This is a genomic window from Flavobacterium sp. GQ95, assembly GCF_059758655.1.
In genome coordinates, this window is the sequence record NZ_JCAXEB010000012.1 from 56,684 (window position 1) to 72,242 (window position 15,559).

15 protein-coding genes are annotated in these 15,559 nt (G+C 32.3%); 2 read left to right on the forward strand and 13 right to left on the reverse strand.

Annotated features, from left to right (window positions below; all coding sequences use genetic code 11):
* Positions 1-128: 128 nt before the first annotated feature.
* From AC6CH4_RS20475 to AC6CH4_RS20485, 3 genes are all read right to left on the reverse strand, one after another.
* On the reverse strand, positions 129-656 hold the full coding sequence (locus tag AC6CH4_RS20475; protein ID WP_498106254.1) for a KdsC family phosphatase: 528 nt from the start codon (positions 654-656) through the stop codon (positions 129-131).
* Positions 640-1,401: a Rossmann-like and DUF2520 domain-containing protein gene (locus AC6CH4_RS20480; RefSeq protein ID WP_498106256.1), complete on the reverse strand. Its 762-nt coding sequence runs from the start codon at positions 1,399-1,401 to the stop codon at positions 640-642. The genes AC6CH4_RS20475 and AC6CH4_RS20480 overlap by 17 nt, the downstream gene beginning before the upstream one ends.
* A 153-nt stretch (positions 1,402-1,554) precedes the next feature.
* Positions 1,555-3,243, reverse strand: a complete 1,689-nt coding sequence (locus AC6CH4_RS20485) for a glycoside hydrolase family 28 protein (protein ID WP_498106257.1) — start codon at positions 3,241-3,243, stop codon at positions 1,555-1,557.
* Positions 3,244-3,544: 301 nt separating this feature from the next.
* Here AC6CH4_RS20485 and AC6CH4_RS20490 point away from each other — a divergent pair, with 301 nt between their 5' ends.
* On the forward strand, positions 3,545-6,757 hold the full coding sequence (locus tag AC6CH4_RS20490; protein WP_498106259.1) for a cytochrome c biogenesis protein: 3,213 nt from the start codon (positions 3,545-3,547) through the stop codon (positions 6,755-6,757).
* A 119-nt stretch (positions 6,758-6,876) separates the two neighbouring features.
* Here the strand turns inward: AC6CH4_RS20490 and arsB are convergent, their stop codons facing one another.
* From arsB to AC6CH4_RS20530, 8 genes are all read right to left on the reverse strand, one after another.
* Entirely contained in the window at positions 6,877-7,938 is a 1,062-nt protein-coding gene (arsB, locus tag AC6CH4_RS20495) for an ACR3 family arsenite efflux transporter (RefSeq protein WP_498106261.1), read from the reverse strand.
* Positions 7,929-8,570, reverse strand: a complete 642-nt coding sequence (locus AC6CH4_RS20500) for an arsenate-mycothiol transferase ArsC (RefSeq protein WP_498106263.1) — start codon at positions 8,568-8,570, stop codon at positions 7,929-7,931. Before AC6CH4_RS20500 ends, arsB begins: the two co-directional genes overlap by 10 nt.
* Before the next feature lie 14 nt (positions 8,571-8,584).
* Positions 8,585-9,058, reverse strand: a complete 474-nt coding sequence (locus AC6CH4_RS20505) for a DUF6428 family protein (RefSeq protein ID WP_498106265.1) — start codon at positions 9,056-9,058, stop codon at positions 8,585-8,587.
* An 18-nt stretch (positions 9,059-9,076) separates the two neighbouring features.
* Positions 9,077-9,409, reverse strand: a complete 333-nt coding sequence (locus AC6CH4_RS20510) for an ArsR/SmtB family transcription factor (RefSeq protein WP_498106267.1) — start codon at positions 9,407-9,409, stop codon at positions 9,077-9,079.
* Positions 9,410-9,500: 91 nt separating this feature from the next.
* On the reverse strand, positions 9,501-10,235 hold the full coding sequence (locus AC6CH4_RS20515) for a DUF3667 domain-containing protein (protein WP_498106269.1): 735 nt from the start codon (positions 10,233-10,235) through the stop codon (positions 9,501-9,503).
* 29 nt (positions 10,236-10,264) lie between these two features.
* Positions 10,265-10,651 (reverse strand): DoxX family protein, encoded by a 387-nt coding sequence (locus tag AC6CH4_RS20520; protein WP_498106271.1) that lies wholly within the window; start codon positions 10,649-10,651, stop codon positions 10,265-10,267.
* Positions 10,652-10,747: 96 nt separating this feature from the next.
* Complete coding sequence (locus tag AC6CH4_RS20525) at positions 10,748-11,536, reverse strand: anti-sigma factor (protein ID WP_498106273.1); 789 nt, start codon at positions 11,534-11,536, stop codon at positions 10,748-10,750.
* On the reverse strand, positions 11,536-12,066 hold the full coding sequence (locus AC6CH4_RS20530) for an RNA polymerase sigma factor (RefSeq protein ID WP_498106275.1): 531 nt from the start codon (positions 12,064-12,066) through the stop codon (positions 11,536-11,538). Before AC6CH4_RS20530 ends, AC6CH4_RS20525 begins: the two co-directional genes overlap by 1 nt.
* A 921-nt stretch (positions 12,067-12,987) precedes the next feature.
* Between AC6CH4_RS20530 and AC6CH4_RS20535 the strand changes: the two genes are divergently transcribed.
* Positions 12,988-13,572 (forward strand): glutathione peroxidase, encoded by a 585-nt coding sequence (locus AC6CH4_RS20535; RefSeq protein ID WP_498106277.1) that lies wholly within the window; start codon positions 12,988-12,990, stop codon positions 13,570-13,572.
* A gap of 248 nt (positions 13,573-13,820) precedes the next feature.
* Here the strand turns inward: AC6CH4_RS20535 and AC6CH4_RS20540 are convergent, their stop codons facing one another.
* Both AC6CH4_RS20540 and AC6CH4_RS20545 read right to left on the reverse strand, forming a co-directional pair.
* Positions 13,821-14,318 carry a GNAT family N-acetyltransferase gene (locus AC6CH4_RS20540; RefSeq protein ID WP_498106279.1) on the reverse strand — a complete coding sequence of 166 codons (498 nt, stop codon included), beginning with the start codon at positions 14,316-14,318 and terminating at the stop codon, positions 13,821-13,823.
* 14 nt (positions 14,319-14,332) lie between these two features.
* Positions 14,333-15,508 (reverse strand): thioredoxin family protein, encoded by a 1,176-nt coding sequence (locus AC6CH4_RS20545; protein WP_498106281.1) that lies wholly within the window; start codon positions 15,506-15,508, stop codon positions 14,333-14,335.
* Positions 15,509-15,559 lie beyond the last annotated feature (51 nt).

Below are 15,559 nucleotides of genomic sequence, written 5' to 3' on the forward strand. Positions count from 1 at the left end.
GAGGGACTAAGTTGCGAAGTTTTTTTTAGGTTTCTTTGTTTCATGTTTCAAGTTTCAGGCTTGTGGGAAACTTGTCAAAGTTTACGCGATTCCAAAACTTGAAACATGAAACAAAATAAACACTTAGATTAATCATGTTTTCCGTTAAAATATTCCATCCATTTTCCCTGCACTTTCATTACTTGTTCAATTACATCACGTGCAGCACCTCTTCCGCCTTTCACGTGTGAGATATAACGGCTAATATTTTTGATTTCAGGACTTGCATCTTGTGGGCAGGTTGGTAATCCAACTAATTTCATAACATGAAAATCAGGAATATCATCACCCATATATAAAACTTGTTCCGGTTTTATGTTATAAATATCGGTGTATTCTTTAAAGGTTTTTACTTTATCCGGTGTCCCTAAATGAATGTCTGTAATCCCTAAATTACGAAGTCTCACACGAACTCCTTCATTGCTTCCGCCAGAAATAACGCAGACATTATAGCCACTTTCTACAGCCGCTTTCATGGCGAAACCGTCACGAATATTCATCGTGCGAAGAATTTCTCCTTCATTGGTTACAAAAACTGAACTGTCTGTAAGTACGCCATCAACATCAAAAATAAACGTTGTGATGTCATTCATTATTTCTTTATAACTTTTTGCCATTATGCTGTATAGATTGTGTTAGTATTTTATAAATATTCTTTTGATTTTCTTTGGTTAAATAATTCAAATGTGTTTCAATTGTGCTGGAATCATGGCGTTTTGCAGGTCCGGTTTGTGCATCAATTGGATCTAAAGTTTTTATCTTTTCGGCCGTTTCCTGAATCAGTGGTTGCAGAATTTCAAACGAAACCTGATTTTCCTCGCAAATTTCCTGACCAATCTGATATAAATGGTTCGTGAAATTATTTACAAAAACGGCTGCGACATGCAATGCTTTTCGTTGTTCTGAATTTATTGGAAAAACAGCATTTGATATACTTTTTGCAACAGTTTCCAAAATACGAAAGTCAAATGTATTTTCAGCTTCCAGACAAATCGGAATTACAGAAAAATCGATGTCTTTATTCTTTGAAAAAGTTTGAAGTGGATAAAAAACACCTTTACGATTTTTATCGTCTAAAGTTTCAATAGAAGCTGCTCCAGAAGTATGAACCACAAGTTGATTGTTGAACGGTAATTGTTGTGAAACTTCTGAAATTGCATTATCTGAAACAGTAATGATATATAAGTCAGCTTCTTTTAAATCTTCAAAATCATTTACAATTTTAACATAATCAATTAGAGAAGCCAGAGTTTCTTTTTTTCTCGAAAATACTTGTACAATTTCAACAGCTTCACTTTTAGAGAAAGCTTTTATCAAATGCTGAGCAACATTTCCGGAACCAATTAACGTTATTCGAATCATATCGCAAAATTAAGATTATTTTTTAAAGTAGATTGTTTTTGTATCGTTTGTCTTCTATTTAAAAGGCCCTTGACTATTTAAACTTTTAAACAAAATAAAAACCCGTTACTTAACTAATTATAAGTAACGGGTTTATTGTGGATTTTAGTGCTTTTAAAGTTTTACAGCTCCTTTTGAAACAGCTTCGCTAATAGTTGTTTTTTTAGCATATTCTGTTTTTTTAGAAGAAACTAATTCTATTTTTTCACTTGCAGCACCATCAATTGTAACGGCTTTTGCTGAAGTTGAGTTGAATTCAACATCTTTCAGTATCATATTTTTACCATTGTAAATTTCGAATATCGTTGCATTCTTAATATCTAGTTTTGCGTTTGTAATTTTAATTCCATTGGCATCAATTATTGAAAACCCTTTATCAGCCGTTATAATCAAATTAGAAAGTTCGATGTTTTGCAGATTCATTTCTGGCAACCCTTGCAAAAACACGGCTTGTTGTGCACCTTTAATCGTAATATTTTTGATTGAGATATTTTTAAACTGAGGAGTTTCTTCGTTTACAGGAAGTATTTTGGTTTTAATTTTAGTATCGCCTTCCGCTAACGTTTCTTCTATAGATTTTCCTCCATAATAAAGATTGAAAGAAATAGCCTGTGATGGAATATCAGTCATAAAAATATCCGAAATAAAAATGTTTTCTACGACTCCACCACGTCCTCTGTTGCTTTTAAAACGAAGTCCAACATCAGTTCCCATAAAAGTACAATTTGAAACATGCAGGTTCTTTACGCCACCCGACATTTCACTTCCAACAGTTACACCGCCATGTCCGTGATATACGATATTGTTTTTTACGATAATATTTTCGCATGGAACACCTCTTTCACGACCATCTTTGTCTTTTCCGGATTTGATGCAAATGGCATCATCACCAACATCAAAACTAGAGTTTTCTACCAATACATTTTTACATGATTCAACGTCAAGTCCGTCTCCGTTTTGAGAATACCATGGATTTCTAACCGTAACATTACGAACGATTAAATCTTCAACCATAAGCGGGTGAATGTTCCATGCTGGTGAATTTTGAAAAACCGGTCCGTCAAAAAGAACTCTTTTACTATTCTGAATACTCACCATTACCGGACGAAGAAAATCATGAATAGCCTCAAATTCTTCTTTGGTTTTTAAATCCAAACGTACATTTTGATCAGCACCAACAGAAGCCTTCATAAAAGTCTCAGATGGATACCAGCTTTCTTTTTTATCATTTAAAACACCGCCAGAAGCGATGACTTTTTTCCATTGACTTTCAGTTAATTTGCTCTTTTTAACTTGTCTCCAAACTTCTCCTGAACCATCCCAAACACCATTTCCTGTAAAAGCAATATTTTCAAGGTTTTTACCATAAATAGGAGAGATGCAACGCCATGTATTTAGCCCTTCAAAACTGGTTTGAATAATTGGATACAAACTTTTGTCGGTTGAAAATTTTATTAAAGCGCCTGTTTCAGCGTGTAATTCAATATTACTTTTCAAGATAATCGGACCTGTAAGCCAGATTCCGGGAGGGATAATAACTTTTCCTCCACCTTTTTTTGAAACGGCATCTATGGCATCGGCGAAAGCCTTAGTATTTAAAACATACCCACCGTTAATAGCGCCAAAATCCTTTATGTTTACAGTATTATTAGGGATTTGTGGCTCCTGGATTTTTGCCATTTTAAACTCAATGTTTTCGTACGAATCGTAAGGCTTTGAATTTTGGGCCATTATATTATTTGACCAGCTGGCTAGTAAAACAGTCAGAGCAATACAGAATAAGTTAATAGGTTTAGTTTTCATGCTTTTTAGTTATATGAAGTTTGGTGTTAGTAGATCTAATTCTTATAAATAAGTTTATTTTTTATTGATACTAAAAAAATATCTCTTTTAAAAAATAAATTAACAATGTAATCGATTACACAAATCTAATAAAAAATATTTACTATCAAAGAGATTATTGAATTCTATTTAATTCGAGTTTGTTAATGAAATTTAAAAATGAAACTACTCTTTTTTGGTTTTTATTAACAAAAGGCAAATATCGGAACTCAACATTTTTAAGTACTTTTGTGGCACTTTTATACAATGTAATTCCTCAGAAATGGATAAAAAAATATTCTCTTTTTTGTTTTCTACACGATTAATGGCCGTTCTTTTTTTAACATTTGCAATCGCAATGGGTATTGGAACTTTTATCGAAAGTAAGTACAATACTGATACTGCCAGAATTTTAATTTACAATACATGGTGGTTCGAGGCTATAATGGTCTTTTTTATGATCAACTTTTTCGGAAACATCAAACGCTACCAATTATTAAGAAAAGAAAAATGGGCAACTTTATTACTACATATTGCCTTTATCTTTATTCTTCTAGGAGCTTTTATTACGCGTTATATCAGTTACGAAGGTATGATGCCAATTCGTGAAGGCGCTGCAGAAAATCAAATTTATTCAGATAAAACATTCTTAACTGTTTTTGCAGACGGAGAATACAAAGGCGAAATGAAACGCAGGGTTTTTGAAAAAAGCCTTTTGTTTTCGCCTGTTACCAATAATGATTTTACGCTTTCAGGTCAATTTGACGAAACTCCTTTTGAAGTTACTTACGTAAACTACATTATGGGAGCCAAAGAAACAGTAAAACCAGATCCTAACGGAACTTTATACTTAAAATTAGTTGAAGCAGGAGCGGGGGGACGTGAAGAACACTATCTGAAAGAAGGTGAAGTCCAGAATATTCACAACGTTTTATTTGCTTTAAATAAACAAACGGACGGTGCTATTAATATAACTACAACCGGAGAAAAATATACAATTCAAACGCCATTTGAAGGAGAATTTATGCGAATGGCAGATAAATTGAAAGGAACTGTTACAAAAGATAATTTACAGCCTTTGATGATGCGATCTTTATACAGCATTGGTGATATACGAATTGTTTTTCCTGATCCCGCTGTTAGAGGGATTATCGATTATGAATCCGACAAAGATTTCAAGGCAAAATCACATCATGACGCTTTAATTGTAAAAGTAAAAGCAGATGGAGAGGAAAAGCAAGTACGTCTTTTAGGTTCTAAAGGTTCAGTAGGAGAGCCACAGACGGTTAAAATTGGTAAAATTGAGTACAGTTTGTTCTACGGAAGTAAAGCGTACGTATTGCCTTTTAAAGTAAAACTAAACGATTTTATTGCCACTAAATATCCGGGAACAGAAAAAAGTTATTCGGCTTTTGAAAGTAAAGTTACCGTTCAGGATTCAGCAGAAACTTTTGATGCCAGAATTTATATGAATCACGTTTTAGACCATAAAGGGTATCGTTTCTTCCAATCTTCATTTGATCCGGACGAAAAAGGAACTGTGTTGTCTGTAAATCACGATTTCTGGGGGACTTCAATTACTTATTTAGGCTATTTTATGTTATTCTTCGGGTTGATGGCTATTATGTTTACTAAAGGTTCTCGTTTTACAGATCTTAAGCGAAAACTGGAGAAAGTAAAAGAGAAAAAAGAAAAGCTAATTACTATTTTGGTTTTAATGATCGGTTTGAGTGGTTTTGCGCAGGCACCACACGTTCATACACCTGGACATGATCACAATCATACGGCAGATCCAAGTGATCATGCGAATCATGTTACAGCGCCACCAAGTCAGAAACAATTAGATTCATTACTATCTATCTACAAAGCTCCGGAAGCGCATGCCGCCAAATTTGGTCGTTTGATTATTCAGGATGCAGGTGGTAGAATGAAACCAATAAATACTTTTTCATCTGAATTACTTCGAAAAGTAAGTCATAATGATAATTATAATGGAATGAATTCTGATCAGGTATTTTTGTCAATGACACAATATGCTCAGGTTTGGATCCAGATTCCGATTATTTATATTAAACCGGAAAACGATAGTATTCGTAAAATTATCGGAATTGAAAAAGAAGCAAAATTTGCTCCTTTTGTAAAATTCTTTGATGAAAACGGAAATTATAAACTTTCACCTTATTTAGATGCAGCTTACAAAGCAGCAAATCCAAATAACTTTGAAAAAGATTTTATTGAAACAGATAAAAAGGTAAATTTAATGGAATCTGCATTAAGCGGAAGTATCCTGAAAATTTTCCCAATTCCAAATGATCCAAACAACAAATGGATTTCTTATTTAGAAATTGATCACGCTGGATTAAAAGGAATGGATGCTACTTATGTGAAGCAGATTTTACCTTTATATTTTAGTGCCCTTAATAATGGATCGATTTCAAAAGATTTTAAAACTGCCGATCAATTAGTAGAAAGCATTAATGGTTTTCAAAAGAAATTTGGAAGTAAAGTTCGTCCAGGTGAAAATAAAATTGATCTTGAAATCGCGTATAACAAATACAATATTTTACCAAAAATGTTTTATTGGTATTCGCTTTCGGGAATCTTAATGTTGATTTTTACCTTGTTTAGTATTTTCTTCGATAAAAAGTTTTTACGTATTACTGTAAACGGTTTTCACATTCTAATTGGGTTAATATTTGCACTTCATACCCTTGCATTAATTGCTCGTTGGTATATTTCGGGTCATGCACCATGGAGTAATGCTTATGAAGCAATTGTTTATGTGGCATGGGCAACTATGTTCTTTGGATTGGCTTTTGACAGAAAATCAAAACTTACTGTGGCATCTGCAGCGTTTGTTACTTCGATGATTTTCATGGCAGCAAATGCCAACTGGATTGATCCTGAAATTGCTAATTTACAACCCGTTTTGAATTCGTATTGGTTAATGATTCACGTTGCGGTTATTGTTGCAAGTTACGGGCCTTTTGCATTGGGAATGATTTTAGGTTTTGTCGCCTTGATATTGATTTTCTTTACCAATGAGAAGAACAAAGTCAAAATGGAATTAAACATCAAAGAAATTACCTATATCAACGAAATGTCTCTTACAATTGGTTTGATCATGTTAACTATTGGTAACTTCCTTGGAGGACAATGGGCCAATGAAAGCTGGGGACGTTACTGGGGATGGGATCCTAAAGAAACCTGGGCTTTGATTTCGATTATGGTTTATGCGTTTGTAATTCACGCTCGATTTGTTCCGTCTTTGAGAGGGAAATGGTTCTTCAACTTAATGAGCATGTTTGCTTTTATTTCGATTTTGTTTACGTATTATGGTGTAAATTTCCATTTAGTTGGATTGCACTCGTACGCAAGTGGAGAAGCGCATTCATTAAGCTGGATATGGTATTCGTTAGGAACGATATCTTTAATTGGAATTGTTACTTATCCAAAATACAGCAAATATTATAAAAGTAAAAAAGTCAAAAAATAGATAATTATCAAGTGTAATTATTAATTCATAAAAAAAGGTTCAACGTAATGTTGAACCTTTTTTTATGAATTAATCGAGATAAAATTATTTAGGCAGATAAAAAAATCATGCTTTTTAGTTTAAGAAAAGTACTTTTTCCTGAACCAAGAAGCAACATTTACCAATGCAATTAAGGCAGGAACTTCAACTAAAGGACCAATAACTCCTGTAAAAGCCTGACCACTGTTTATTCCAAATACACCAATTGCAACTGCAATTGCTAATTCAAAATTATTTCCGGTCGCTGTAAAAGCAATCGCTGTACTTTTCGAATAATCAGCTCCAAAATATTTCCCAATAAAGAAGCTTATTATAAACATTATAACAAAATAAATAACCAGGGGAATTGTAATACGAATAACATCTAATGGAATTTGAACAATCAGGCTGCCTTTAAGGCTAAACATAAGTACAATTGTAAAAAGCAAGGCAATCAAAGTTATAGGTGAGATAAACGGCAAATATTTCTTCTGAAACCATTCCTCACCTTTTAATTTTATCAAACCGTAATGGCTAATGAGTCCTAAAGCAAAAGGAATTCCTAAATAAATTCCAACACTTTCAGCAATCTGCATAATACTGATATCGATGTCAAAACCATTATAACCAAAATAAGGTGGTAATATGGTGATAAACAGATAAGCATACAGACTATAAAGTAAAACCTGGAAAACACTATTTAATGCAATTAATCCGGCAGCATACTCCCTGTTGCCATCGGCAAGATCATTCCAGACAACTACCATTGCAATACAACGTGCTAGTCCAATTAAAATTAAGCCAATCATATATTCAGGATACTCTTTTAAAAATAGCAATGCCAGAATAAACATCAGTATCGGGCCTACGATCCAGTTTAAAAATAAAGAAGCTCCTAATACTTTGGTGTTTTTAAAAACACTTCCGATACTTTCGTACTTTACTTTTGCTAATGGTGGATACATCATTAAGATAAGTCCAATAGCAAGCGGAATATTTGTTGTTCCACTTGAGAATGAATTGATGAAATTTCCGCTTGACGGAATAAGATATCCAATCGAAACACCAATTATCATGGCAAAGAAAATCCATATAGTTAAAAAACGATCCAGAAAACCAAGTTTTTTTCTTTCGGTAGCTGGGGTGCAATGATTTACTGACATATGATTTTTTTTATTTCAGAAAAAACATAAAACATTTCAGTTGCAATCTGCAGGCTTCGTTCCTGATATTTTTCAGTTTGTTGCGGAGAATTATCAAAAGTTTTCGGATCCTCAAAAGTAATCGGAATACGTTTTTCTGCTCCTGCTATAAAAGGACAGCCTCCATCAGCCTGTGAGCAGGTCATAATAGCAGCAAAATCACTTTCCGGATTAAAAACATGATCATATGCTTTCGAAAATCCAATGACGGGAGATTGTGTTGCTGCAAATTTTATAGCATAAACAGGATTGTTTCCTTCAGAAAGTAACTCAATAAGAAACCCTGATTTTCTCAGAGTTTCTGCAACTTTCGGGAATAACGCTGTAGCTTCTGTTCCGCCAGAATAGCAAAAAACATTTTTCACATTAAAATAATAAGCGGCCGTTTGTGCCCAAACCTGTGATAAATGACTCCGTCTTGAATTATGGGTACAAATAAAATTTAATCTGATTTCACTATTATCGTTTGCTTTTAACTGAATAAAATCAATCAAGAGTTGTAATACTTCCTTTCGTTCCGCTGTAATCTTATCAAAATTAAATAAAGAAACGATTTTATTCAACTCAGGAAATAAGGTCTTTGAATAAGTCATTTTTATAGAATTGATTAGCAACATCCGCCACCAGGTGTACAAGAATTGGCAGTATCGGCGTTTAATTGTGTAAGTTTAAGTTTCGGTTTTTCTGATGGAATTCCGCATTGTTCCTGCGCTAAACAAGCTGTCTTTTTATTCAGTAATTCAAAATCTTTTCCGTTAAAACCTAAGTCATATTTGCCAATTGTAGTATCCTGATATTCGACTTCGATTTCATAATCTTCTATGCCCAAAACTTTTTCTGAAAGTTCAATGATATGAATTAGTTTTTGTGGTTTTAAGCGATGTTCAAAATCATTGGCATCCCAAAGTTGGAAATTTACAACCGTTTCTTTTCGAACTGTTCCGCCGCAATCAATAAAGTTTTTAGTGATTAAGCCTATTTCCGTAACATGAAAGTATTCCGGGACAAAGCTTCCGTTTGGCAATTGAAAATTTACTGCCTCAACAGTAGTAAGTACTTTTTTAATTTCTGAAAGTTTCATAATAATTTGATTTAATAATTAACAACATTCGTTTTTCTTTTTTTCGATATGAAGTGTAATGATTTCGAAGAAACCTTTTATTTTTTCAAAACCAGCTTCATTAATGCAATAACAAATGGCATTTCCGTCAATGTTTCCTTTTATTAATCCGGCATTCTTTAATTCCTTTAAATGTTGAGAAACTGTTGGTTGCGAAAGCGGTAGTTCGTTTACTATGTCTCCACAAATACAGGTATTTACTTTTATCAAATATTCAATAATAGCAATTCGTGCCGGATGGCCTAATGCTTTTGTTAAAATGGCCAATTCATTTTGATGATCCGTAAAATGATCTGATTTTGATGCTCCCATTGTGTTATTTTTATATTGCAATATTACGATATAGATTTATATAAAAAAAGAAAACAAGTGATTATTTTCTTTTTATGATTCTAACTTCTGTTTAATCAGGCATTTTTCCAGTCAATGAAAGTACTATTGCTACAAGTATGATAAAACAGGTTAAAAATATTATATGACTTAATAGTGTTAAAAAGAATGCTCTGGTTTTCGATATTTTATTAAAAAATTGAATGTTAGTCCAAAATGTCAAAATAATTCCAATTAGATAAGTCATAGTCGAAAACTTTTCAACATGATTTTTGCTACTTAAGTATAATAATATTGGAAATGTCAAAATTTGCACAAAAAGCCTTTGCGAAGCTTTGAACGTATTGAGAACAAAAAATTCGAAAAAATTATACCCTTGTTTCCTGAATACAATAAAGGTTCCAATGGTATAAATTGGTATAGTAGCAATGGCTACCCATGAAAAGTGTGTCGCCATCCATTCGTTATAATCGCGTAAATCTATATTGGAGTTCTCTGAATTTGCAAATATATTGATCTCATAATAATGACATAAAAAACCGTACAGAGCTCCAAGAACAGCAACTAATGATAAAGGTTTAAAATGTTTAACACGTTTCCCTTCAATAAATTCACGAATAGAGTGCCCAGGTCTTGTAAATAATTGTTTTAAAGAATAAGGAATTCCTGCGTCAAAATGCAATAACCCATGTTGAATATCATGCCACAAAAAATGAGCATTTATTTTATGCGTGTCGGCTGGCTGCCCACAGTTATTACAGTAATGGCCTCTAAAAACCTGATGGCAATTTTTGCAGATTACTTCCATTCTAAACTTTTTTATTTTTTTAATCTGGATTATTCGATTGTATCTTTCTTAAAACCATTTGGATACATAATTGCCAGTAAAACGACAATTAATAAAAAATTATATTCAACGCCGTTTCTTCCTCCGCCAACGACAAACCAGCCTTCCTTAAAATGCACCAGAATAATTCCCATTAGTAAAACAAAAATGGTTACAAATCCAGCCAATTTTATATATTTATTTAAAATCAAAAGTATCGCTGCAACAATGTGCGACAATTTGATAGACCAGGCCAGAAAAACGCCAAAAGGAGCAAACCCAATCTGATTTAGATATAAATTTCCAAAGTCATTTATACCGTTGTTAAACATTCCAAAAACGGAATGGGTGAGAAGGATAATAGCTACTGCAATTCTTAAAAGTAAAGTTCCGTTCATTTTGGTTTTTGTTTGTTAGTTGAATTAAAAATAATAAAAAAACGCACATTAAATAAAAATTAATATGCGTTTTAAGTTTTATACTGAGTTTATATTTTAAACTTTTCCTAAAGTATACAATTGTGTCATTGTTGGAGTTAAACTTCCTCCGGCAGGTTCCAATGTAATCCCAAAAGCCTCAGCTTCGTTAGTACGATCTACAGCAAAGATTTTATTTGAATTTCCTTCAAAATCGCTCAATAAACCAATACTTGTTGGCGTAAGCACAGGACTTAATTTTAAAGCCCAGACCTGATAAACCATTCCTTTTGGTGGTTTTGGTAAACCTGCAGCATCAATATAAGTTGTTTTAGTGTCTTTGTTCCAATACACTTTTGCAAATGATGTTGGCGAAACCGCCTGACCGCCAAGTGTTACTCCGGTATTTTTGATATCTCTAACGATCGTTAAACTTTTCTCAGTTTCTTTATTTTTTTGATCTAAATAAGCAAACTCTCTTTCGATTTTAGTTTTTTCATTACCAACAGTTGAAATAGCATCTTTGGTTTTTGTCAATTCTAAAGTTTGATATCCAAGCCCAAAAAGCAATAAAACTGCTGCAGCCCACCCCACATATTGTGACCATTTTGAAGTCGGTTTCATTTCGACTACTTTGCCATGTTTCAGTTCTAAACGAGCTTTTATCTTCTCGAAATTCGCTACAGAATGGAAAGGAGAGAAGCTTGATGATAAAGCTACAATTGCTTTTTCTATCGAAATAATTTCCTGATCGACTTCCGGGCTTTTTTTAGCCATTTCGGCTATTTCTAAATTTTCTGTTTCGGTTAATAAACCATAAACGTAAAGTTCTAGAATTCCTGATTCTATATATTCTTGTGCTTCCATTAGATTTTTAAATAATTACGTAAATCATTAATACAGTTTCTGTTTTGCGTTTTGATAGTTCCCAGTGGCAATGCCAATTCTTCTGAAGCTTCTTGTTGGGTATATCCTTTGAAAAATAACAAATCGATAATTTCAATACATTTTGGTTTCAGTTTTTTGACAAATTCCTGAATCCCAATCGTATCAATTTTATTAAGCAGTTTGTTACTGTCGTCTAACAGATTTACGAAATTATCTGAGGAAAGGTTTTTTTTGCTGTTATTATAATTTTTTGATCTTAATTTATCTATAGAAGTATTTCGGGCAATATTAAGGATCCACGTATAAAAGCGGCCTTTACTTTCATTATATGAATCGATATTTTTCCAGATTTTGACAAAAACTTCCTGTAAAACATCTTCAGATTCTTCCCTGTTTTTTATCAAAACATGGATGACCGAAAATAAACTTTTGGAATACATATCATACAAGTGGGTAAAAGCTCTTTCGTCTTTCTTGTAGATCAAAACTAATAATTCTTCTTGACTCATAGATTAAGGTTTTTAAAGTTTAAACAAAATTTATTAATCGATATTGTGTTAATTGAGATAAAGATAATTTATTTTTTGATCACAAATGGATTTTTTTTAATAGCCAAATACTTAGTAAAATAAGGGATTTAGAAAAAATATTGATTTTTTTTCATTTTTTTAAAACCAAAAGCAATCCAATTACGTAAATGCTATTATAACATGAAAATTACTATTAGATAAATAGCAAATTTTAAAAAGACCACTTTTTATTTGTTTATAATTAGCATGTTAGCAATAAATCAAAAATATTGATTTTAACATTCGTTTAAAGAATTATTTAAAATTAATCGTGATGAAAAAGAATGATACTATGAAAAATCTGACTAAATTGAAAATTTTAATTGTAGGTCTGACTTGTGTTTTTGCATTATCAAATTGAATAATAAAGATTTTCGAAAAGGAATGATCAGGCTTCATTATTCCGTTTTAAATGTTGCAGTTTGTCAAAGCGATTGCATTCAAATTAAAAGTTAAAGGCTTAATAGTTGATGTCCCCGGACTTCCAACCCGAAAATTATTTGCAAACTGTATTTTCCAAACTAAAGCAAATTGAAATTTCCATATATACGCCATTAAAAAGATCAGCTGGGGAATATGAATTAGAGTTTTAAAATTAATTTTTACTATAACCGGGAGGCATCAACTATAATTTAAACACAAAGTAACTTTAAAGTAAGAATTCAGGATAGTACCAATTTTCTTATTTTATAAAATTAAAGGATAATATTAATTCATGGTTTGATTTGTTTGTATGGGGAGAAGCCTAACGAGTGATTAACGTTAGGCTTCGTTTTTTATTTAACTTATGTTTAATAAAAATAAAGCAACCAAAGTCTTTCTGTAAAACAGATTTTAACTAATTTTATAAAAAATTAAACGATGAATAAAATAGCATTTTTAGTTTGTAGTGCAGTCTTTTTAATGGCGTCACAACTTCAGGCTCAAACAAGTATCAATAAATCTAAAACAGAAAAAGTTATGGATAAACAAACCATCTATCAATTTAAAGTTGAAGATTTATCAGGAAACGTTTTTGATTTTGCTTCTCTAAAAGGAAAAAAAATCATGATTGTAAACACCGCTTCAAAATGTGGATTAACGCCTCAATACAAAGATCTTGAAGCTGTTTACAAAGAATATAAAGACAAAGGTTTTGTAATTGTTGGTTTTCCTGCAAACAATTTTGCGTCTCAGGAACCAGGTACCAATGAAGAAATCCAAACGTTTTGCCAATTAAATTACGGTGTAACTTTCCCGATGATGGACAAAGTTTCGGTAAAAGGAGATGATATGTGTGAGGTTTATAAATTCTTAACGCAAAAATCGAAAAACGGTTTACAGGATTCTGAAGTAGAATGGAATTTTCAAAAATACTTAATCAATGAAAAAGGTGAGCTCGTAAAAGTGATCAAACCAAAAACACTAGTTACAGAACCAGAAGTAATCAATTGGATTAAAAGTTAATTCAAAACGATCTAAACCAAAAAATCCACAAGTTTGAAGTAAATTCAGATTTGTGGATTTTTTTTAGGAGCCGTTCCCATCAGGGCTAGGGCAATCGTTTTCAAAAGATCAATCAATTTGTATTTTATTATTCCTTGTTATTAAAAATAAAGAGAAATCAGTTTTAAATCCGCGTCATCCGCGTACCATCTTTCCACGTTAGTTCAAACCTTAGCGAACATTGCGTAAAATCCTTGTGTCCTTTGCGGTTAAATTAATATCAACTGCATAAAAACCAAATCAAGCCAATGATCAAATTTGTAACCCACTTCACGAATGGTTCCTGTTACAACAAAACCAAATTTTTCATGAAAAGCAATACTTCCGGCGTTATCTGCATCAATAGCACCAATCATAACATGATAACCCTGTTCTTTCGCTAATCTAATTAATTCGGTCAATAATTGAGATCCGATTCCTTTTCCAATTACATGATCCACTACATAAACAGAATGTTCAACTGTAAATTGATAACCAATTTTTTCGCGAAACTGTCCATAACTTCCAAAACCAACCACTTCGCCATCTAAGTCAGCAACCACAATAGGAAGATTTTTTGCAGTTTTATCTTCAAACCATTTTGTTTGAACGTCAATAGTTTGAATGTCGTAACTGTAATTTGCAGTTGTGTGTAAAATGGAATGGTTTACAATGTCCAGAATTTTTTCTAAATCATTTTTTGTTGCAGGTCTCAGGGTAAGGCTCATGGTTTTATAAAATATTATTTTGTATTTAATTCAGTTAACAAAGTATCAACTTCTTTGGTATTCCAGGTCATTTCGGTACAAATCACTTTGGCATCATTGGCATATTGTAAAGCTGATTTTTTATCTTTAATTTTATTATAAAGTCTTGCGACGAGCAAATTTCCGTCATAAGAATCATTTAATTCTAAAGAATGTTTTACCCAGAAAATAGATTTCTTCAGACTTTCTGTATCGTTAATATGTTTCAAATAAGTTTGCCCAATATCTTTCAAAAAGCTGGTATCATTCCAAACTAATTTCTGTGTATTATCTAATGTGACTTTTTTATAAAATTGCCATTTTTCGGTTCTTTCGGCCAGAGTTAAATCAAATTTAAAAACCAAAGAATCTGCCTTTTGCAATCGGATAGATTTGGCAACTTCTCTTTGTTTATAATAGTTTACAGTATCTAAATTATCCACTAACGGCCGAAGTAATTCAGTAACAATGCTTTCTACTTTACGATCTACACGATTCTGCGAAGCCACAGCGGCAAACTCTTTCTGATGTTTTAAAACATATTGAAATTCTCTCGAATTAATATCTGTAACGCCATTGGCAATAATTCGCCAGTTGATTTCGCTAACTAATTGTACATCAGACTGGGTTTTTAGATAAATATGAGTTGGAACTGATAATTCCGTTCTGTCTTTTCCTTTTTTTAAAGTGTTCAGATAAGCAAAAAACTTGGTAGAATTACTTGGGTCTGAAAGGAATTCTTTCTCTAAATAGGGCAATTGCATTCTTGAATTCAACGCATATTTTGCTTCGCTCATGAATTCGGCTGTTTTCATTTCGCCTTTCAGTGCATATAAAAGTGTTTCATTAGAATCTAAAAACAAAAAAGTAGGCAACGATTTGGTATTGTATTTATTCTTAAGTGCTAATCCTTCTTCTTTCTCGATATTTTTCCAGATGCAAACATAATTTTCCTTTAAAAAATCTATTACATTTGGATCACTGAAAACTTCTTTTTTCATCAGATTACAGTGCGGACACCAGTCGGCATAAAGCATTATAAAAAGAGGTTTTCCTTCTGTTTTTGCAGTTTCTAAGGCTTTTTTATAAGGCGTATCGTTGGGAATAAATTGATTTTGCGACTTTACGGTTTGTATCGAAATACAAAGTAAAAAAAGATAGAGGATACGCATGTAAAGTTTATTTTTGATCAAAGAAAATGCTTTTACAAATATATTTCCTTT

Coding starts and splice junctions, on each gene's coding strand:
- arsB (WP_498106261.1), bottom strand. CDS start 7,938: ATGTCAGTAAATCATTGCACCCCAGCTACCGAAAGAAAAAAACTTGGT.
- AC6CH4_RS20505 (WP_498106265.1), bottom strand. CDS start 9,058: ATGAAACTTTCAGAAATTAAAAAAGTACTTACTACTGTTGAGGCAGTA.
- AC6CH4_RS20530 (WP_498106275.1), bottom strand. CDS start 12,066: ATGAGTCAAGAAGAATTATTAGTTTTGATCTACAAGAAAGACGAAAGA.
- AC6CH4_RS20485 (WP_498106257.1), bottom strand. CDS start 3,243: ATGAAAACTAAACCTATTAACTTATTCTGTATTGCTCTGACTGTTTTA.
- AC6CH4_RS20475 (WP_498106254.1), bottom strand. CDS start 656: ATGGCAAAAAGTTATAAAGAAATAATGAATGACATCACAACGTTTATT.
- AC6CH4_RS20500 (WP_498106263.1), bottom strand. CDS start 8,570: ATGACTTATTCAAAGACCTTATTTCCTGAGTTGAATAAAATCGTTTCT.
- AC6CH4_RS20510 (WP_498106267.1), bottom strand. CDS start 9,409: ATGGGAGCATCAAAATCAGATCATTTTACGGATCATCAAAATGAATTG.
- AC6CH4_RS20545 (WP_498106281.1), bottom strand. CDS start 15,508: ATGCGTATCCTCTATCTTTTTTTACTTTGTATTTCGATACAAACCGTA.
- AC6CH4_RS20480 (WP_498106256.1), bottom strand. CDS start 1,401: ATGATTCGAATAACGTTAATTGGTTCCGGAAATGTTGCTCAGCATTTG.
- AC6CH4_RS20490 (WP_498106259.1), top strand. CDS start 3,545: ATGGATAAAAAAATATTCTCTTTTTTGTTTTCTACACGATTAATGGCC.
- AC6CH4_RS20525 (WP_498106273.1), bottom strand. CDS start 11,536: ATGGAAGCACAAGAATATATAGAATCAGGAATTCTAGAACTTTACGTT.
- AC6CH4_RS20515 (WP_498106269.1), bottom strand. CDS start 10,235: ATGGAAGTAATCTGCAAAAATTGCCATCAGGTTTTTAGAGGCCATTAC.
- AC6CH4_RS20540 (WP_498106279.1), bottom strand. CDS start 14,318: ATGAGCCTTACCCTGAGACCTGCAACAAAAAATGATTTAGAAAAAATT.
- AC6CH4_RS20520 (WP_498106271.1), bottom strand. CDS start 10,651: ATGAACGGAACTTTACTTTTAAGAATTGCAGTAGCTATTATCCTTCTC.
- AC6CH4_RS20535 (WP_498106277.1), top strand. CDS start 12,988: ATGAATAAAATAGCATTTTTAGTTTGTAGTGCAGTCTTTTTAATGGCG.